This window comes from Butyrivibrio sp. AE3004, assembly GCF_000703165.1.
Classification (GTDB): Bacteria; Bacillota; Clostridia; order Lachnospirales; family Lachnospiraceae; genus Butyrivibrio.
Genome location: NZ_JNLQ01000002.1, coordinates 3,175,304 through 3,194,957, shown reverse-complemented (window position 1 = coordinate 3,194,957; position 19,654 = coordinate 3,175,304). Strand labels below are relative to the sequence as shown.

The 19,654-nt window shown below is 40.3% G+C and carries 15 protein-coding genes; 12 read left to right on the top strand and 3 right to left on the bottom strand.

Annotated elements, in window-relative coordinates; all coding sequences use genetic code 11:
- Positions 1 to 18 precede the first annotated feature (18 nt).
- Positions 19 to 1,494, bottom strand: a complete 1,476-nt coding sequence (locus BV60_RS0116670; protein WP_029323569.1) for a nicotinate phosphoribosyltransferase — start codon at positions 1,492 to 1,494, stop codon at positions 19 to 21.
- Positions 1,495 to 1,716: 222 nt separating this feature from the next.
- Between BV60_RS0116670 and BV60_RS0116665 the strand changes: the two genes are divergently transcribed.
- The 3 genes from BV60_RS0116665 (at position 1,717) to BV60_RS0116655 (ending at position 5,456) form a co-directional block, all read left to right on the top strand.
- Positions 1,717 to 3,021: a 5-bromo-4-chloroindolyl phosphate hydrolysis family protein gene (locus tag BV60_RS0116665; RefSeq protein WP_051656813.1), complete on the top strand. Its 1,305-nt coding sequence runs from the start codon at positions 1,717 to 1,719 to the stop codon at positions 3,019 to 3,021.
- A 75-nt stretch (positions 3,022 to 3,096) separates the two neighbouring features.
- Positions 3,097 to 4,257: a toxic anion resistance protein gene (locus BV60_RS0116660; protein WP_029323565.1), complete on the top strand. Its 1,161-nt coding sequence runs from the start codon at positions 3,097 to 3,099 to the stop codon at positions 4,255 to 4,257.
- 35 nt (positions 4,258 to 4,292) lie between these two features.
- Positions 4,293 to 5,456 carry a galactokinase gene (locus tag BV60_RS0116655; RefSeq protein WP_029323564.1) on the top strand — a complete coding sequence of 388 codons (1,164 nt, stop codon included), beginning with the start codon at positions 4,293 to 4,295 and terminating at the stop codon, positions 5,454 to 5,456.
- A gap of 71 nt (positions 5,457 to 5,527) precedes the next feature.
- Here the strand turns inward: BV60_RS0116655 and BV60_RS0116650 are convergent, their stop codons facing one another.
- Entirely contained in the window at positions 5,528 to 6,157 is a 630-nt protein-coding gene (locus BV60_RS0116650) for a hypothetical protein (RefSeq protein ID WP_156036144.1), read from the bottom strand.
- Between the two features lie 196 nt (positions 6,158 to 6,353).
- On the opposite strand from BV60_RS0116650, the gene BV60_RS0116640 reads away from it, so the two are divergent.
- From BV60_RS0116640 to BV60_RS0116600, 8 genes are read left to right on the top strand one after another with little or no spacing between them, the layout of a single operon-like run.
- Entirely contained in the window at positions 6,354 to 8,111 is a 1,758-nt protein-coding gene (locus BV60_RS0116640) for a VanW family protein (protein ID WP_081846732.1), read from the top strand.
- A gap of 21 nt (positions 8,112 to 8,132) precedes the next feature.
- Positions 8,133 to 9,107 (top strand): AIR synthase-related protein, encoded by a 975-nt coding sequence (locus tag BV60_RS0116630; RefSeq protein WP_029323559.1) that lies wholly within the window; start codon positions 8,133 to 8,135, stop codon positions 9,105 to 9,107.
- Positions 9,108 to 9,151: 44 nt separating this feature from the next.
- A complete protein-coding gene (locus BV60_RS0116625) occupies positions 9,152 to 9,640 on the top strand; it encodes an Lrp/AsnC family transcriptional regulator (protein WP_029323557.1) in 489 nt (162 codons plus the stop codon).
- The gene (locus tag BV60_RS0116620) at positions 9,637 to 10,797 is read left to right on the top strand and encodes an aminotransferase class I/II-fold pyridoxal phosphate-dependent enzyme (protein ID WP_029323555.1); all 1,161 of its coding nucleotides are present in this window, start codon (positions 9,637 to 9,639) and stop codon (positions 10,795 to 10,797) included. The genes BV60_RS0116625 and BV60_RS0116620 overlap by 4 nt, the downstream gene beginning before the upstream one ends.
- Before the next feature lie 21 nt (positions 10,798 to 10,818).
- Positions 10,819 to 12,204 (top strand): S1C family serine protease, encoded by a 1,386-nt coding sequence (locus tag BV60_RS0116615; protein WP_051656810.1) that lies wholly within the window; start codon positions 10,819 to 10,821, stop codon positions 12,202 to 12,204.
- 2 nt (positions 12,205 to 12,206) lie between these two features.
- Positions 12,207 to 13,154: a 3'-5' exoribonuclease YhaM family protein gene (locus tag BV60_RS0116610; RefSeq protein WP_029323552.1), complete on the top strand. Its 948-nt coding sequence runs from the start codon at positions 12,207 to 12,209 to the stop codon at positions 13,152 to 13,154.
- Positions 13,154 to 15,535: an endonuclease MutS2 gene (locus BV60_RS0116605; protein ID WP_029323550.1), complete on the top strand. Its 2,382-nt coding sequence runs from the start codon at positions 13,154 to 13,156 to the stop codon at positions 15,533 to 15,535. The genes BV60_RS0116610 and BV60_RS0116605 overlap by 1 nt, the downstream gene beginning before the upstream one ends.
- Positions 15,536 to 15,547: 12 nt before the next feature.
- Positions 15,548 to 16,246, top strand: coding sequence for a response regulator transcription factor (locus BV60_RS0116600; RefSeq protein WP_029323548.1), 699 nt, complete (start codon positions 15,548 to 15,550; stop codon positions 16,244 to 16,246).
- Positions 16,247 to 16,265: 19 nt separating this feature from the next.
- Here the strand turns inward: BV60_RS0116600 and BV60_RS0116595 are convergent, their stop codons facing one another.
- On the bottom strand, positions 16,266 to 17,162 hold the full coding sequence (locus BV60_RS0116595; protein ID WP_029323546.1) for a helix-turn-helix domain-containing protein: 897 nt from the start codon (positions 17,160 to 17,162) through the stop codon (positions 16,266 to 16,268).
- A gap of 137 nt (positions 17,163 to 17,299) precedes the next feature.
- Between BV60_RS0116595 and BV60_RS0116590 the strand changes: the two genes are divergently transcribed.
- Entirely contained in the window at positions 17,300 to 19,570 is a 2,271-nt protein-coding gene (locus tag BV60_RS0116590) for a glycoside hydrolase family 3 C-terminal domain-containing protein (protein WP_029323544.1), read from the top strand.
- Positions 19,571 to 19,654 lie beyond the last annotated feature (84 nt).

Here is a 19,654-nt window from a genome sequence, read left to right as displayed (position 1 = left end):
AAATGGGCTTTTTCCGATTTAGTTTTCAATATTGGTCATATCGAGACCGCTCATCTGATCGAGAAGCTTCATTTTTGTATCATAAAGTCGTCTTGAAAGGTCCACATGTACTTCGTGAGGATTAAACAGACGTCTGGTTTCTTCCCAAAGAGTATCCTGCTCTTTTAAGCAGTAATCACGAATTTCCATCGTCTTTGGAGATGTGTAAACACACTCGCCGTTTTTGAATACAGGAACCATGATCTCGCGAAGAGTAAAGCTCCCTGCAGGAAGAAGAGTCTTTTTCCAAGGCTCCTGAGGATCAAAGAGAAGGAGCTGCTTGTCTTCGGTGAAGGTTTCATTTTCAAGGCAAATAAGATCAGCCTTAAGCTTTCCACTGGCTTTCTCATAGATTCTGTATATTTTTTTGTTTCCGGGATTTGTGACTTTTTCGGAATTCTCGGAAAGCTTGATTTTAGGGATGAATTCACCATCTGAGCCTTTTATGGCTGCAAGTTTGTATACACCACCGAAGGATGGATTGTCTTTTGCTGTGATAAGGTGGGTACCAACACCCCAGGAGGTAATAGCTGCACCCTGGGTTTTGAGTGAAGAAATCAGATATTCGTCAAGGTCGTTAGATGCAGAAATGATAGCATCCGGGAAACCTGCTTCATCCAGCATTTTTCTGGCTTTTTTGGATAAGTAAGCAAGGTCACCACTATCGAGACGTATACCATAGAAGGAAAGATCAATGCCTTCTTCCTTCATTTCCTTAAATACTCGGATGGCATTTGGAACACCGGAATTTAAGGTATCGTAAGTATCAACAAGAAGGATGCATGCTGATGGATAAAGCTTTGCATAAGTCTTAAATGCAGTGTATTCATCCGGGAAACTCATGATCCAGCTGTGAGCATGGGTGCCCTTAACGGGAATATCAAAAAGCTGTCCGCAAAGAACGTTACTTGTTCCGATACAACCTCCGATAACAGCAGCTCTTGCACCATAAGTTCCTGCATCGGGACCCTGAGCACGGCGAAGACCGAATTCCATGATACCGTCCCCCTGTGCTGCATAACAGATTCTGGCAGCCTTTGTTGCGATAAGAGACTGGTGGTTGATAATATTGAGGATTGCGGTTTCAACAAGCTGAGCTTCCATTATGGGAGCGATTACCTTTACAAGAGGCTCGCGAGGGAAGATAAGGGTTCCTTCAGGGATTGAGTAAATGTCACCACTGAACTTGAAATCACTTAAATACTCAAGAAAATCTTCATCAAAGATTCCTACGCTTCTTAAATAATCAATATCTTCTTTATCAAAATGAAGCTCTTTGATATAGTTGATAAGTTGCTCAAGACCTGCCATGATTGAGTATCCACCACCAAATGGATTTGTTCTGAAAAAGGCATCAAAGATAACAGTCTCATTCTGAGATTTGTTTTTGAAATACCCCTGCATCATTGTGAGCTCATAGAGGTCTGTTAATAGTGTCAGATTTTGTCTGTCCATAAACGCACCTTCTTTATAGTATTATTTTGGGAAATAGCTTCAAAAACAATAATACCACAAATGAAGCGTCAATATTATGCAAAATGTGCAAAATAGAGAGTGCGAAGAAGCGCTTAGCGTCATTGTCTTTTGACGAATCTTATTATAAAATGAAAACGATTGATTTACTGAGTCATAACTGTAATTTAAGTATGTATTTTATTTGATAATAGGCGGTTAACTATGGGAGATTACGATAAAATCTATAATGCTGGCAATAAAATATTGAAAGAAGTTACTAAAGCGGTTGAGACAGGTGATTATAACAATCTCAGTTCTTCGCTTAAGAATTCCTTGGAAGATGCAGTCAATGCAGCAAAAAGCAATCCATCACAGAACTTTAGAGGAAGTGCGTCTGCTGTCAGAACAGTTCATTATGCGGGAGCAGCAAAAAGAACTCCTTTTTTTACCAGAAAAGTTGGATTTAATACCGGTGTAGGAAAAATTGTTTTTGGAGTTTTGGGAGCAACATTTTTTGGACTTTCAGCACTCGGAATGATCATGGATGCAACTATATGGCCTGCAGTTGTTTTGTGCGGTATTACGGCGGCGTTCGGATTTCTTATAAAAAAAGGGTCTGATGAAAAGAAGCTTGCAAGGCTATTCAATAAGTATGGAAGGATTCTGGGAAATGCTGAGTATTTTGCGATCAGTGATCTTGCCATAGCAGCAGGAGAGCGATCCGAAGACGTTTTAAAGAATATCAAGAAAATGATCGACAAGGATTTTCTTCCTACAGCAAGACTTGATAATAATGAAACTACGGTAATGCTTTCGGAAAGAGCTTTTGCGCAGTATTTGAAGGCTGAAAAATCAAGACAGGAAAGAGAATATGAAGAGAATCAGAATATTCTTAAGCAGGCAGCAGCCAAAAACGAGAGATTCCAGGCAGAAAGCATGGACGGAGTTACAGACAATAGTGTCAGGTCAATTATTCAGGAAGGAAATGATTACCTTGAGACAATAAGAAGAATAAACGACGCTATTCCGGGCGAGGAAATGTCTGAAAAGCTTTATCAGCTTGAGAATATTATGAGAAAGATTTTCAAGCAGGTAGAAAAGGAACCTGAATGTGCAGATGAGCTTAAGAAATTTATGAATTACTATCTGCCTACAACAACAAAGCTTTTAAATGCTTATGTTGATCTTGATAAGCAGCCGGAAGCCGGAAACAATATCAAACAGACAAAAAAGGATATAGAGGATGCCATAGAAGTAATAAATGAAGCATTTGAAAACCTTTTAGACAGTCTGTTCCAGGATATGGCATGGGATATATCTTCAGATATTTCTGTTATGAAGACTATGATGGCACAGGATGGGCTTACACCTGACGGCTTTGGACAACTTCAGGGGAGTCAGCAGGGGGCAGCTGCTTTCCAATCGGCACCTGAATTTCAGGCGGCTCAGCTTGCTCAGACAGCAGAGACGTTGCAAGCAGGACAGGCGCAGGCTTCTGAAGATGACAAAGTTCAGCTTAAATTTTAATGGTATGAATTTTTAGTCGGAAATGTATGTTTTTTGCAACATTTTGAAAATATTTTTTTAGTTGGAGGAAGTAAAATGGGAGACGAGTTTAAAGAATTTGAGAATGCCGCACCGACATTATCATTTGATATGCCTGCGGATGAGGGGACAGGAGCTGCTGCAGCTGCAGTGCAGGAAGCACCTCAGGCTGAACAGGTTCAGCCCAAAGAGACACAGCTTACAGAAGAAGAGATGAAGCAGGTTGATGCTTTTGTACAGCAGATTGACATTACAAATTCTCAGGGTGTCATGAACTATGGTGCAGGCACACAAAAGAAGATGGCTGATTTTTCAGAAAAAGCTATTGATAATGTTCGTACTAAAGATATGGGAGAGGTTGGCAACATGATCGCCGGTCTTGTAACAGAACTTAAGAACTTTGAAGTTGATGAGGATGAAAAAGGAATAATGTCCTTTTTCAAAAAGAGTACCAATAAAGTTACAGCTCTTAAAGCAAGATATACAAATGTTGAGAAAAATGTTGAAACTATCAGCAATGAGCTTGAGCGTCACCAGGTTCAGCTTATGAAGGATGTTGCCACACTTGATAACATGTATAAGCTTAACCTGAATTATTACAAAGAATTATCAATGTATATCATTGCCGGAAAGAAGAAGCTTGAGCAGGTAAGAGCTAATGAACTCGTAGAAGCTCAGAAGAAAGCAGAGCAGTCAGGACTTCCTGAGGATGCACAGGCAGCTAAGGATCTTGCATCACTTTGCGACAGATTCGAAAAGAAGATATATGATCTTGAGCTTACCCGTACAATTGCTATGCAGACAGGTCCTCAGATACGTATGGTACAGAGTGCGGACACTGCAATGGCTGAGAAAATTCAGTCAACAATTGTTAATACTATTCCTCTTTGGAAAAACCAGATGGTAATTGCTATCGGGATTGAGCATTCCGCACAGGCAGCAAAAGCTGAGCGAGAGGTTAATGATATGACAAATGCTCTCCTCAGAAAGAATGCAGATATGCTTAAGGTGGCATCTGTTGAAGCTGCAAAAGAATCAGAGAGAGGTATAGTTGATATGGAGACACTCAAGCATACTAATGAAACTCTGATCTCAACTCTTGATGAGGTTATGAAGATACAGACAGAAGGAAAAGAAAAAAGAAAGAATGCGGAAGCAGAGCTTGAGCAGATTGAAGGACAGCTCCGTGAAAAACTTCTGCAGGCTGCAAAAAACTAATTGCTTTTGAAAGGTAGACTAAAATGGAACAGAAAATGAAAGAAGAAGTACTTAGGGGCTTTGAGGAGCAGTATGGAAAGAACGATAATGTAAAAGCATATTTTGCTCCAGGTAGAGTTAATCTTATCGGAGAACATACTGATTACAACGGAGGACATGTCTTTCCCTGTGCACTTACAATAGGTACTTATGGTGCTGCTGCAAAAAGAAATGACAGAAAAATGCGTTTCTTCTCAATGAACTTTAATAATGCCAAGGTATTAGAGGCTTCTCTTGATGATCTTGAAGCATCTAAATCCGCAGGCTGGATTTCCTATCCTGTGGGAGTAGTTTGGGCTTTTGAGAAGAGAGGGCTTAAGCTGGATACCGGTTTTGATATGGTTATATTTGGCAATATTCCTAACGGTTCAGGACTTTCATCTTCTGCTTCACTGGAGGTATTAACCGGTTTTATTTTGCGTGATCTTTATGGATTTGAGGTTACAAACCAGGATCTTGCATTGATCGGACAATATTCCGAGAATAACTTTAATGGTTGTAACTGCGGAATTATGGATCAGTTTGCTGTCGCCATGGGTAAGGAAAATAATGCAATTTTCCTTGATACATCCGACCTTTCATTTGAATATGCTCCTATAAAGCTTGATGGTGCTAAGATTATTATCAGTAATACAAATAAGAAGCATAAGCTTACGGATTCTGCATATAATGACAGAAGAAGTGCTTGTGAGAAGGCTTTGGCCGAGTTACAGCAGGTGGTTGATATTAAGACACTCGGTGACCTTACTGAGGAAGAATTTGAAGCACATAAGGATGCTATAAAAGATGATGACAGAAGAATAAAAGCTAAACATGCAGTTTATGAAAACCAGAGAACTATAGCAGCTGTATCCGCGCTTAAGGAAGGCAATCTTGAGAAGTTTGGGGAGCTTATGAAGCAGTCACATATCTCATTGCGTGATGATTATGATGTTACAGGTGTTGAACTTGACACCCTTGCAGAAGAAGCATGGAAAATTCCCGGAGTGATCGGCTCAAGAATGACCGGAGGCGGCTTTGGAGGATGCACGGTTTCAATTGTAAAAGATGAGGCAATTGATGACTTCAAGGATAAAGTAGGAAAAGCATATCGCGATAAGATAGGATATGATGCGACTTTTTATACAGTTTCAATAGGTAATGGTCCGGAAGTAATCTGATTTATTATTAAGCCAGAAAAGCAGCCGATTGCGTTAAGTCAGCAATCGGCTGCTTTATATATGTTGCAGGTTCAATACTCTATGGAAGTTTGAATGATATTTACGATATTATCCCTGCTTAGTGAATTAAGTGATTCGGCTATAGGAAGAAGTGCTTCAATTTTTTTTCGAATTTCACTATTTTCAAGAGACAATTTGTTTTTATACATATCGCAAATAAGCTTATAGCTTGCGGTCACATCACTCTTTGTAGAAATTGAAAATTCAAGAACTTCGGTTGCTTCATGATAAAATTTGGCATCATATAGTTCTTTGGCCCACTTATGAAGAACAGTTACAAGTGTGGTGTAATTCTGATCATATGTAGTAAGAAGAGTTATGTTAGGGGCACCGTATTCCAGCTTTAAATCGGTGTTGGTGATTCCGGTAAAATTAACAATTTTTTCTGTGGAGAGCTTTTGAATGCTCTTTTCACAATAATCAATTTCGTCATTGTCAGGTATTACACCAAAGGGAAGCTTGTCCATTGGTATTGTTATATAGTTTAAGGAGTCAAGACTCTTGCGCCGTGTACCGTTTGCTCTTAGTTCTTTGTTCCAGAAGTTTTCATCATCCTTTCTGGCCTTTGAATTGCTCCGGTGTATGGCGATATTGGTAATGATTACAAATAGTATGAAACTTGATAAAAAGGGTAATCTCATTTATAATATCCTTTCAGAAAATGAGGAGAGTAATATTATGTTAAAATTTTTTAATTCCGGTAAGAACAGAAAAATAATTTCTGCCGCAATAATAATCATTTTGATACTTGCACTGGTTGTTCCGCTTGCAAGCAGTATTTCATTTTGATTATATAACACCGGTATTTGCCAGAAAAGTGGCGAAATGGAGAAGTTTATGAAAAAAATTATGTTTCTTTGTCTGATGGCGCTTTTACTTGTTCTTGTATTTCCGGCAGGTAGAGCAGAGGCTGCTTCAGATACTATTCATCAAGGGGTTTTTATTGGTGATGTTGATGTTTCAGGCATGACAACTGCGCAGGCGACTGAGGCTGTAGATCAGTACATTGAGCAGCTGCGAGCAAAGAACGTAACCCTTAGGGGGAGGGATGAAGGGCAGAGTGTCCAGGTGAACATGGCTGACTTCGGACTCGGCTGGGCTAACACAGAGGTTGTTGATGAAGCTTATGCTCTTTGCAGGGAAGGTAATATCATCCAACGCTACAAAGCAATAAAGGATCTTGAGCACAGTACCAAACGTTACAATATCGAATATTCTTTTAATAATGATGCTATTTATCAGATTCTGGAAGTTAACTGTGCACCATTTAATGTTTCAAAGCAAAACTATAAGCTTTCAAAAACATCAAACGGATTTGAAGTCACAGATGGACAAGTGGGATATATCCTTGACGAGCAGACTTCACTTAAGAATATTGAGAATTTTGTGCAGAATGAATGGAATCATGAGGATTGCACGATTGATGTAGTCATTGAAGAGGACCAGCCTCAGGGAAGTTATGAGGATTTAAGTAAGGTAAGGGATGTCCTCGGAACATATACTACAAGTTATTCCAGTTCGGGAGCAGCAAGAAGTGCAAATGTAGCTAACGGCTGTAAGCTTATTAATGGTACAACTTTGTATCCCGGGGAGGAATTTTCGGTCCTTGAGACGATAACTCCTTTTACTGAAGCAAATGGATATTTTCCTGCAGGTTCATATTTGAATGGTGTTGTTGTAGAAAGTGTTGGCGGTGGTATTTGCCAGGTTTCAACAACTTTGTATAATGCAGTTCTTTTATCAGAGCTTGAGGTTACGGAACGTCATAACCACTCGATGATAATCAATTATGTAAAGCCATCGATGGATGCTGCCATAGCAGAGAATGGAGGTAAGAACTTCAGATTTGTTAACAGCACGGAATATCCTATTTATATAGAAGGTACAACTACCTCTGACAAGCATATTACTTTTACCATTTATGGAGTTGAAACAAGAGATTCATCACATAAAGTAGAGTTTGAAAGTGAGGTTCTTGAAACAACACAGGCAGGACCAGACCAGATTGTTGCTGACGGAGCGTCACCCATAGGTGCGATCAATACGCAGTCAGCACATATCGGATACAAGGCACAGCTTTGGAAGATTACATATGATAATGGGGTTGAGACAAACAGGGAAGTAATAAATAAAAGTACTTATAAGATGGTTCCCCGCATTATTACAGTAGGAACCGCTACAGGTGATCCTACAGCGGCAGCACAGATAGCAACCGCTATAGCAACCGGAGATATAAATCAGATCAGAGCCGTATCCGGAGCGATTGTAGCGGTGCAGCAGGCAGCAGCCAGCGGTGGTGATGTGGAAGGTGCACAGGCAGCAGCCGCAGCACAGGCCGCATCAGCGCAGGCACAGTTGCAAGCACAACAGGAAGCAGCGGCACCGGCTGCACCAGAGCAGACACCGGCTCCTGCAGAAGCTGCGCCCGCTCAGGAAACAGCGCCAGAAGCTTCTGCTCAGGAAGCAGCACCCGCAGAAACACCTGCAGCCCCTGCTCAGGAAGCAGCACCCGCAGAAACACCTGCAGCCCCTGCTCAGGAAGCAGCACCTGCAGAAACACCGGCCCCTGCAGAAACACCCACCACAGAAGGATAAATCCGGGAGAAAAATAATATAATGAGAATCGGTAAGGTTACAGAGAGCGTTCTTAAGCGCTCAGTGTTAAAGCTTATTAAAAATGATTCTAATAGAGAGAGCGCAGCTGCTAAATCAGACTGCGCTTATTCTATAGATGAATTTGGAAGAATGACGTTTTCGTCAGTTGATACGATTACATTTAGATGTAAGGAATCAGGATATCTTGCAGTTATAAATGCAGCAAATAATATTTTCTGTTCCGGAGGTAAACCACTAATGGCCAGCCTTAATATTATGCTCCCTACGGAAACGGAGGAAACTGAGATTAAGGAAATTATGAAAAATGCCATCAGTGCAACAAATGAGCTCGAAATAGCCATAGAAGGTGGACATACGGAGGTCACGGATGCTGTTAACAGACCCCTTATCAGTGCTGTGGTTGTGGGAACTGGGACAAAAATTACAGAGCAGGGAAAGATAAAGGACAGCTGTGATGTTATAATGACAAAATGGACAGGTCTGGAAGGGACGGCTATTCTTGCTTCAGAGAAGTCTGAGGAATTGGATAGAAGACTTCCTGCTTATATGATCAGAGAAGCTGCAGAATTTAAGCGATATGTATCGATAAAACAAGATGCTGCCGTGGCAATGGATGCAGGGGCACTGTTTATGCATGACGTATCAAGAGGTGGGATTTTTGCAGCCCTTTGGGAAATTGCTGAACGAGCAGGCTGTGGTATGGATATTGATCTGAAGAAAATACCAATAAGGCAGGAGACAGTTGAAATCTCAAATTATCTTGGAGTAAATCCGTATCAGATGATGTCTGGAGGGTCACTTCTTATAATCGCTTCAGACGGTGAAGATATGATAGCAAAACTGGAAGAAGCGGGGGTATGTGCGACAAAAATCGGAATTACTACTGCAAAGAATGACAGAATAATCAGAAATGATGACGAAATCAGATATCTTGATAAACCGCAGGCAGATGAAATTGTAAGAATTATGGTATAATAAATGGAATATTGCTATTTATAAAAAAGTTGGAGGAGAAGATCATGGTAAACAGAGAAGAATTACTTCGTACAATTGACAAAAACAGCCGAATTGGCATTTCAGAACTGGCGGTATTACTGGCGGCCTCTGAGATTGATGTTGCGAATGAGCTTCGGGCACTTGAGGATGAAGGAATTATCTGTGGTTATCATACCATGATTGACTGGTCTAAGACATCAATCGATAAGGTAATGGCTCTGATAGAAGTTAAGGTAACACCTCAGAGAGGTATAGGCTTTGACTCTATAGCTGAGAGAATCTATAAATATCCAGAAGTTACAAGTGTATATCTTATGTCAGGCGGTTTTGATCTCATGGTTATGCTTGAAGGAAAAACTCTTAAAGAGGTAGCAAGCTTTGTTACCAATAAGTTATCGCCTCTTGATACTGTTCTTAGTTGCTCAACACATTTCATTTTACAGAAATATAAAGAGCACGGGACAATTCTTGCAAAAAAATTTGATGATACAAGGGAGAAGATCACGCCATGAGGAATCCGCTATCTGAGAAAATTGTAGACATAAAGCCCTCGGGAATTCGTAAGTTTTTTGACGTTGTAAAGACTATAGACGGAGCAATATCACTTGGTGTGGGCGAACCCGATTTTGACACGCCCTGGCATATTCGCGATGAGGGCATATATTCTCTGGAAAAGGGACGCACTTTTTATACATCGAATTCCGGACTCAGAGAACTTAAAGTAGAAATTTGTAATTATTTACAGCGCAGACAAAACACATCATATGACCCGGATACACAAGTTCTTGTAACGGTAGGTGGTTCAGAGGCGATTGATCTTGCTATAAGAGCAATGGTGAATCCCGGAGAAGAAGTACTGATACCACAACCAAGTTATGTATCATATGAACCATGCGCCATTCTTGCAGGTGCTACTCCGGTTATTATTGAGCTTAAAGAGGAAAATGAATTCAGACTTACAGCAGATGAGATTCTGGAGCATGTTACCGATAAGACAAAGCTTTTGGTGCTTCCTTTCCCTAATAATCCTACCGGAGCAATTATGGAAAAGGCAGATCTTGAAGCCATTGCCAAGGTGATAATTGAAAAGGATATTTACGTTATTTCTGATGAGATCTATAGCGAACTTACATATACCGATAAGCATATTTCAATAGTTGAGATACCGGGAATGTATGAGCGTACTATACTGATAAATGGTTTCTCTAAGGCTTATGCCATGACAGGATGGAGACTTGGATATGCATGCGGACCGGAAATTATTATTGAGCAAATGACAAAAATTCATCAGTTTGCCATAATGTGTGCGCCTACAACCAGCCAGTATGCTGCGGTCGAGGCTCTTAAAAATGGTGATGACGATGTGGCGATGATGAGAAATCAGTACAATCAGAGACGAAGATATCTGATCCATGAACTTAGAAATATGGGATTACCGTGCTTTGAACCATTTGGTGCTTTTTATATATTCCCTTGCATAAAGCAGTTTGGAATGTCAAGTGATGAGTTTGCTACAAGATTATTGCAGGAAGAGAAGCTCGCGGTTGTTCCCGGAAATGCGTTTGGTGATTGTGGAGAAGGATTTATCAGAATTTCCTATGCATATTCACTTGAGGATCTGAAAAAGGCTATGGAAAGGCTTAGAAACTTTATTCAGAAGTTGGGATAAGTATCCAAGTCAGAGGGGAATATGGAATATAAAAATAATAATTCGGAAGAAGTAAAGCTTGATCCGGAGAAGAGTCCTATAAAAAGAGCTGATTTTATGAGGGAGAAGATAAAGCAGCGCCCCATAAACAAGAAAAAACTTTTGCGTAGGACTCTTATTACCGTGACCATGGCTATAGTTTTCGGAGTAGTTGCCTGTCTTACATTTGTTTTTCTTTCACCTGTGATAAACAATAAATTGTATCCGGAGGAAACACCCGCACCGATAGCGCTTACGGAAGAGACAGTTACCGATGAGATGCAGCCTGAGGACATGTATGCTGATGATAATGCAATTGCGGCAGAGGCTGCCAGTGTTGCAATAGACATGGCATCTTCTGAGCTTTCAAGGATGCAACAGGAGATGAGTTCATATCATATAGACTCATCGGACTACATTGAAATGTATGCATCACTTAGATCTGTAGCTACCAATACCGCAAAGGGTGTAGTAACTGTCACATCAATACAATCTGACACGAACTGGATCAATAATCCATATGAGAGCAAAGGACAAAGCTCAGGTGTCATAGTGGCGGATAATGGTGCAGAATACATGATTCTTGCGCTTACTTCCGCAATAAGTGATGCTGAATCACTACAGGTTACTTTTTTTGACGGTAATAAGGCTGATGCATATCTGAAGATGAGTGACTCTGTTACAGGATTATCCGTATTAGCAGTAAAAAACACTTCCGTACCTGACAAGACAAAAGAAAAACTCATAGTAGCACCGCTGGGAAGCTCAAATTCCGGAGTAGTTACAGGAACACCGGTTATAGCAATTGGCAGCCCTACAGGAATACAGGGATCCATAACCTATGGATTTATCACTTCCGGAAATTCAGCCCTGGATCTTGCGGATTCTAATTATATGCTGCTTACTACAGATATGAATGGAAGTAGTAATGCAAGTGGAGCTATCATTAATCTGGCAGGAGCGGTTGTTGGAATAATTGATATGAATTATAACAACTCGAGTATGCCAAATGCACTTTGTGCGGTTGGTATTACGGAGTTGCGTTCTCTTATAGAAGATCTTTCCAACAAAAAGGGGCGTGTATATCTGGGGATACATGGACAGACTGTACCAAAGGAACTTCAGGAAGGTGAGAATATTCCTGCGGGAGCATATGTAATACGAACAGATATGGATTCGCCTGCAATGGTTGCCGGGGTACAGAGCGGAGATATTATCACAGCTGTAAACGGTGAAGAAGTGACAGGCTATGATGTATTCATATCAAAAATAAGATCAGTAAAACCGGGTACAACTATAAGCCTTAATCTTATGAGACAGGCAGCAGAGGGGTATCTTGAGTTATCGATAGAAATAGAAACAGCTAATTCGGCTGTAGGCGAGGAGTAAGAATGAGATTTATCAAGGATTTTAATTCCGGAGACAGAGTTGCGGATATTTATTTTTGCAAGCATATTCAGGCTGCAACGACAAAGAACGGAAAAACCTATTATTCTGTTATTCTACAGGATAGAACAGGAACAGTAGATGCTAAGGTCTGGGATCCCAATAGTGAGGGAATAGATGATTTCGGATCGCTGGAATATATTGACGTTTATGGTGAAGTTACAAGTTTTAATGGTGCACTTCAGGTAAATATAAAAAGAGCACGTTTATGCCATGAGGGCGAGTATGACGAGTCTCTTTATCTTCCTGTGTCTTCCAAAAACAATGATGAAATGTTCAATGAACTTCTCGGAATTATTAATACAGTAAAAAATCATTATTTGAAAGAACTATTGGATGCACTATTTGTTAAGGACGAGGAATTTATAAGATCATTTCGCAAGTCATCGGCTGCAAAGTCTGTTCATCATGGTTTTGTAGGTGGACTTTTGGAACATACCTTAAGCGTGACCAAGATGTGCGATTATTTTTCAAAGTCATATCCTGCAATTAACAGAGATCTTTTAATTACTGCCGCTATTTGTCATGACATAGGAAAGACAAGAGAACTTTCGCTGTTTCCCTTAAATGATTATACAGATGAAGGACAGTTTATAGGGCATATTGTAGTGGGAAGTGAGATGATAGCAGAGAAGGTAAAGGATATTAATGATTTTCCTGTTCTTTTGAAGCAGGAGCTTCAGCACTGCATATTGGCTCATCATGGTAAATATGAGTATGGATCCCCAAAGATGCCGGCTATTATTGAAGCATTGGCGTTGCACCTTGCTGATAATACTGATGCCAAACTTGAAACTTTTACAGAGATACTTAACAATACAAATGAAGTAGGTTGGCTCGGATATAACAGACTAATGGAGAGCAATCTATTTGATACCAGGGTTGAATCATAATGAATGAAAAGGTTTTACACGTATTAGAGTACGACAAAATTATTGAACAGCTTTCAGAACATGCAACCTCTGAGCCCGGAAAAAGAATGTGCAGAGAACTGCTACCTTCCTCTGATATAAGAGAAATACAGAGAAATCAGAAAAAGACAGAGGCTGCAATAGCAAGAATATTTAAAAAAGGATCTGTTTCCTTTGGAAGTAACAGGGATATATCGGGATACCTTAAGGCACTTAAAATCGGTAGTTCCCTGGATGCACCACAGCTTTTGAACATTGCAGGCTTTTTGGATAATGTAAACAGGGTAAAAAGCTATGGAAGATCAGATAAGGATGAAGAATCAAGAGATGTTCTTTCTGATCTTTTTGACGGACTAGAGCCATTGACACCTGTTTCGGCAGAGATAAGGCGCTGCATTATTTCTGAAGATGAGATTTCCTCTGATGCAAGTCCTGCACTCAGACACATAAGAAGAGATATTCAGATTACAGGTGACAGAATTCATGACCAGCTTGGAAAAATGGTAAATGGATCACTGCGCACCTATCTTCAGGAAGCGGTTGTTACAATGAGAGGTGACCGCTATTGTATACCAATCAAGGCAGAATATAAGAACCAGGTTAACGGAATAGTTCACGATCAGTCATCTTCAGGATCCACCTTATTTATTGAGCCTGCAGTTGTGGTTGAATTAAACAATAAAATAAGAGAACTGGTAGGTTTGGAAAAGGCAGAGATAGAGGTGATTCTTGCCAGAATTTCCGCAGAAGTAGGTGGATATCTGACGGCATTGTCAGATGATTCTGCTATTATGACGGAGCTTGACTTTGTTTTTGCCAAGGCATCGCTTGCCCTTTCACAAAATGCGATAACTCCGATATTTAATGAGAACCATTATTTTAATATCATTAAGGGAAGACATCCTCTTCTTGATAAAAAGAAGGCAGTTCCCATTGATGTTTATGCCGGGAAAGATTTTGATATGATCATAATCACCGGTCCTAATACCGGTGGTAAGACCGTAACACTTAAGACTGTGGGATTACTCACACTAATGGGACAGGCAGGACTGGCTATTCCTGCAGGAGACAGATCAGAGCTTTCTGTTTTTAATGAAATTTATGCTGATATCGGAGATGAGCAGAGTATAGAGCAAAGCCTGTCTACATTCTCATCACATATGACTAATACCGTACATATTCTGGAGAATGCTGATGAGAATTCACTGTGTCTGTTTGATGAGCTTGGTGCCGGAACAGATCCTACTGAAGGTGCCGCATTGGCAATATCTATTCTTAATTTCCTTCATGAGCGTGGGATCAGAACAATGGCAACAACGCATTACAGCGAATTGAAAGTGTATGCTCTTACGACGGATGGAATTCAGAATGCCAGCTGTGAGTTTGATGTAGAATCTCTTAGACCTACATACAGATTGTTAATAGGCATACCCGGTAAAAGTAATGCTTTTGCTATTTCCAAGAGATTGGGACTTTCACAGGAAATAATTGATGCTGCAGGTGAACAGATCAGTCAGGATAATCGTAAATTTGAGGATCTGCTAACAGATCTTGAACGCAGCAGAGTAACTATTGAAAATGAACGTCTTGAAATAGAAAAATATCGTAAAGAAGTAGAGAAGCTTAAAGAGGAATTGCAAGGTAAGCAGACAAAGCTTGAGGAATCCAGGGACAATATTCTTCGTAAAGCACATGAAGAGGCACGTGCAATCCTTCAGGAGGCTAAGGATTCTGCAGATGAAACTATAAGGACAATTCGTAAAGCAGAGGCCGGGATTCCGATGCAGGAGCTCGAGAAGGCCAGACAAAGTATAAATAAGCAGATATCCGACAAAAATCAGAAGTTATGGGATAAGAATAAGCCAAAAACTGTAAATCATAAGAAGCTTAAGCCTACCCAGATCCATATTGGTGATGCAGTACGAATTATTTCTATGGGAATGAAGGGAACTATCAGCACAAAACCCGATAAAGATGGGAATGTCATGGTTCAGTGCGGAATTATGAAATCCAGAGCCCATATTGATGATCTTGAGCTTATAAAAGAAGAGAGCGGTAAAGATCAGATGAAGAAGTTCTACGGACAACATAAGATGGATCTGTCAGGGGCAAAGAACATAAAGACCGAGCTTAATCTTATAGGCTTGAATAGTGCGGATGCTATTGCAGAACTTGATAAATATCTGGATAATGCATATGTTTCTCATCTTCCTTCGGTCAGAATTGTACACGGAAAGGGATCGGGAATACTCAGGAAGGCAGTTCATGATCATCTTAAGGCAGCTCCTTATGTCAAATCATTTAAACTTGGAGAATTTGGCGAAGGAGACTCCGGAGTAACTATAGTGACATTTATTAAATAACATGAGGGTGTAATGGTAGCAAAACAAAAAATACTAATTGTAGATGATGATAACAACATAGCAGAGTTAATATCACTCTACCTAATCAAGGAATGCTTTGATACATTGATAGTCGGTGATGGTGAGTCGGCACTTGAGGCATTTGATACTTTTCAACCTAATCTGGTTTTGCTTGATCTTATGCTACCGGGAATAGACGGATACCAGGTATGCAGGGAATTAAGAACCAGATCTCAGACACCAATAATTATGCTTTCTGCAAAAGGAGAAGTGTTTGATAAGGTATTGGGACTGGAGATGGGGGCAGATGATTATATGGAAAAGCCCTTTGATTCCAAGGAGCTTGTTGCAAGAGTGAAGGCAGTCCTTAGACGATATAAGCCGATTGTTACCGAACCAGAACCGTCAGATGATAAGGTTGTGAAATATCAGGATCTGGAGATTAACATGACAAATTATTCTGTTAATTATCAAGGTTCAAGAGTAGATATGCCTCCAAAGGAACTTGAGCTTTTGTATTTTCTTGCTTCTTCTCCAAATCGTGTATTTACAAGAGAACAGCTTCTTGATCAGATATGGGGATATGAATATGTGGGAGATACCAGAACGGTCGATGTTCATATTAAGCGTCTCCGCGAAAAAATAAAGGATCATGAGACCTGGAGAATAGCAACAATTTGGGGAATTGGTTATAAATTTGAGGTCTCATGAATAAAATAATCATTAGTTATTACACGGAACTGCTCCTGCTGCGATATTGCAGAGGGGTGGTTCCGTATTTTTTTCTAAAGTAAGTTATGAAACTACTGGTGCATGGAAAGGCCAACAGATCAGATACGGCGCTGACAGGCAGATCTGTGGTTTCAAGCATTGCTTTAGCATATTCGAGCTTTTTATCTCTAATGAAAACTGTGGGCCTGACACCAAGTTCCTTTTGGAAAAGATCGGAAATGTAATTGGATGAACGATGGGACACTTCCGACAAAGTACTCATTTTGATATTGTCATGCAGATGGCGGAGAATATAGTCGCAGCATGTCTTGGTAATAAGACTGCAATTACGAAAATTATAGTCATGTACAGCATAAGTTAAGGTCCGTAGAGCCTTATTGCTAAGCATGTTGATTTTCTGGATATTCGTAAGTCTGTCCATGTGACGTAAGAAGCCATCACTTATAGCATAGGCGATATGCTCTGCAAGTCCTCCGTCTATTGCAGCTCTCGTAGCAAGTGTAACACTGGCAATCAGCATATATTTTGAATAAAGAACGGGATCATCCGATACATCACCGTAGATAGAGCTGTCAGGACCGGGAAATCTGTCTGTGGATTCTATGGAGGTGGCTATTATTTCATCTATTTTTGTTATATCTCCGGAAGAAACATAGTAATACAGAGCCTTTTCCTGAATTCGTCTGGTTCCGTTATCAGCTCCGGGCGTATCCTGAGTCATGAAAATATGACTGTCTACTGAGGAAATTATTTCTCTGTAATCGTCTCTTATGGTTTTCTCAAGAAATGACAGATTTTTTTGCAGATTTCCGGCATCAGTAATGTCAGTAACGCCAGAAATATCCTGCATTACTGAGACATTATTGCCAGTTATATCAGTTAGTTTCTTTGCCATGATAACCTCAAATTTTATATGTGATATCTTATATTTTTTGGTGATTTATTATATCATTGCTTGTCTTTGAATACTATATTTATATTGTTGGATTTTTACTTAGATAGATCGGATTTTACAGAGGAGAGGAAGGAATAATGGCTACAGACGTAAAGAAACTTGTATCTGAAATGACATTGGAAGAAAAAGCCGGACTTTGCGGAGGTGCGGATTTTTGGCATACAAAAGCAGTTGAAAGATTGGGAATACCGAGAGTTATGATGTCTGATGGACCTCATGGTCTTCGTAAACAGGATGAGGAAGGCGATCATCTTGGAATAAATGACAGTATCAAGGCAGTTTGCTTCCCTGCTGCATGCGCTACAGCATCAAGCTTTGATACTGATATGATAAAAAAGATGGGAGAAGCAATCGGTGATGAGTGTCAGGCTGAGAATCTTTCAATAGTTTTGGGACCTGCGGTAAATATCAAAAGAAGTCCGCTTTGCGGAAGAAATTTTGAGTATTTTTCAGAAGATCCTTATCTTGCAGGAAAAATGGCAGCAGCCTATATCAATGGTGTTCAAAGCCGTCATGTAGGTACAAGTATTAAGCATTTTGCTTTAAACAACCAGGAGTATTTCCGCATGAGTAATTCCTCTGAGGTTTCAGAGAGAGCTATGAGAGAGATTTATTTCCCTGCTTTTGAGATAGCAGTTAAGGAAGCTCAGCCCAAGACAGTAATGTGCTCCTACAATAAAATTAATGGCACATATTCTGCAGATAACGAATGGCTTCTTACAAAGGTTCTCAGAGACGATTGGGGATTTGAAGGCTATGTAATGACAGACTGGGGCGCAGTTGATGACAGAGTGCAGGGAATAAGAGCCGGACTTGAACTTGAGATGCCAGGTGATTCCTCAGTGAATGATGCCAAGATTGTAGCAGCGGTTAAGGACGGAAGTCTTGATGAAAAGCTTGTTGACAGAGCTTGTGAGAGAATCCTTAAGGTTGTATACGATTACCTTGATAATAAAAAGGACGATGTAGTTTTCGACAGGGATGCGGATCATGAAAAGGCAGTTGAAGCTGCAGTTGAGTGTGGTGTACTTCTTGAGAATAACGGAATATTGCCACTGGATCCTTCCAAAAAGATTGTTTATATCGGTGAATATGCAGAAAGCCCAAGATATCAGGGCGGTGGATCAAGTCATATAAATGCATCAAAGGTGACAAGCGCACTTGATTCAGCTAAAGCTAAGGGAAGAAATGTAAAGTATGTTATGGGATTCCCCGGACAGAAGGATGAGCCGCTTGACAAGGGAGAGCTTGAGAAGGCAATTGCAGCAGCAAAAGAGGCTGATGTGGTAGTTGTTTTTGCAGGACTTCCCGATGTCATAGAATCTGAAGGCTATGATCGTGCGAATATGAATATGCCTGCTGCACAGAATGAGTTAATTGAAGCAGTAGCAGCTGTTAATGAGAATACGATGGTTGTACTTCATAACGGAAGCCCTGTAGAGACTCCATGGGCTGACAATGTTGCGGGTATCCTTGAGATGTACCTTGCAGGACAGGGTGTCGGAGAAGCTACGGATCAGCTTCTTTACGGTGAAAAGAATCCAAGCGGACATCTTGCTGAGACATTCCCCTTAAGAGTTCAGGATAATCCGTCATATCTCAACTTTAATACTGATCCGGAGAAGTGCCATTATGCAGAGGATATCTATGTAGGCTATCGTTATTATGATAAAAAGATGATGCCTGTAAGATGGGCCTTCGGATATGGACTTTCTTATACGACCTTTGAACTTTCAAATATGAAGCTGTCATCAGATAAAATGACAGATGATTCAAAGATAAAAGTATGCGTAGACGTTAAAAATACCGGAAATGTCACAGGTAAAGAAGTTGTTCAGCTTTATGTCGGAGATCTCAACGGAACCTTTGACAGACCTGTTAAGGAGCTTAAGGGATTTGTAAAGGTTGAAGTAGCTCCCGGCGAAAGCAAAACCGTAGAGATGGAGATTGATGCAAGAGCACTCTCATATTTTGAAGAGTCAATGGGTGACTGGTTTGCTCCTTCAGGAAAATATGAACTTCTTGTTGGTAATTCCAGCGATAATATTACTCTTCGAGAAGAGATTAGCTTTGAAACAAACAAAGTTAAACCCATGAGATGTGATTCCTCACTTACCATCGGTGAACTTATGGCAAATCCGGCAACAAAGCCTATCATTGATGAAATGATGAAAAAAGCTGCTGAAAATTCACCTTTTGGAGATCCAAATGAAGCAGTGGGCGATGAGATGATGGAAGCTATGATGAGATTTATGCCACTTAAGTCTGTAATGTCATTTGGCATGATGAGCGAAAAAGATATGGAGCAGCTTTTGTGCGCTATAAGCGCTAAACTCGGCCAAAAGTAAGGAGCTCTGTATTCTTAATATTAGCGGGCAGGACAAAAAAGTCCTGCCCGTTTTTTAGCTAAGTGTAGCAGAAATAATCGCATA

Bases quoted from the DNA above. Each gene is read 5' to 3' on its own strand.
- BV60_RS0116630 (WP_029323559.1), top strand. From the start codon at position 8,133: ATGAGAATCGGTAAGGTTACAGAGAGCGTTCTTAAGCGCTCAGTGTTA.
- BV60_RS0116665 (WP_051656813.1), top strand. From the start codon at position 1,717: ATGGGAGATTACGATAAAATCTATAATGCTGGCAATAAAATATTGAAA.
- BV60_RS0116610 (WP_029323552.1), top strand. From the start codon at position 12,207: ATGAGATTTATCAAGGATTTTAATTCCGGAGACAGAGTTGCGGATATT.
- BV60_RS0116595 (WP_029323546.1), bottom strand. From the start codon at position 17,162: ATGGCAAAGAAACTAACTGATATAACTGGCAATAATGTCTCAGTAATG.
- BV60_RS0116600 (WP_029323548.1), top strand. From the start codon at position 15,548: ATGGTAGCAAAACAAAAAATACTAATTGTAGATGATGATAACAACATA.
- BV60_RS0116620 (WP_029323555.1), top strand. From the start codon at position 9,637: ATGAGGAATCCGCTATCTGAGAAAATTGTAGACATAAAGCCCTCGGGA.
- BV60_RS0116655 (WP_029323564.1), top strand. From the start codon at position 4,293: ATGAAAGAAGAAGTACTTAGGGGCTTTGAGGAGCAGTATGGAAAGAAC.
- BV60_RS0116670 (WP_029323569.1), bottom strand. From the start codon at position 1,494: ATGGACAGACAAAATCTGACACTATTAACAGACCTCTATGAGCTCACA.
- BV60_RS0116640 (WP_081846732.1), top strand. From the start codon at position 6,354: ATGAAAAAAATTATGTTTCTTTGTCTGATGGCGCTTTTACTTGTTCTT.
- BV60_RS0116590 (WP_029323544.1), top strand. From the start codon at position 17,300: ATGGCTACAGACGTAAAGAAACTTGTATCTGAAATGACATTGGAAGAA.
- BV60_RS0116605 (WP_029323550.1), top strand. From the start codon at position 13,154: ATGAATGAAAAGGTTTTACACGTATTAGAGTACGACAAAATTATTGAA.
- BV60_RS0116660 (WP_029323565.1), top strand. From the start codon at position 3,097: ATGGGAGACGAGTTTAAAGAATTTGAGAATGCCGCACCGACATTATCA.
- BV60_RS0116615 (WP_051656810.1), top strand. From the start codon at position 10,819: ATGGAATATAAAAATAATAATTCGGAAGAAGTAAAGCTTGATCCGGAG.
- BV60_RS0116625 (WP_029323557.1), top strand. From the start codon at position 9,152: ATGGTAAACAGAGAAGAATTACTTCGTACAATTGACAAAAACAGCCGA.
- BV60_RS0116650 (WP_156036144.1), bottom strand. From the start codon at position 6,157: ATGAGATTACCCTTTTTATCAAGTTTCATACTATTTGTAATCATTACC.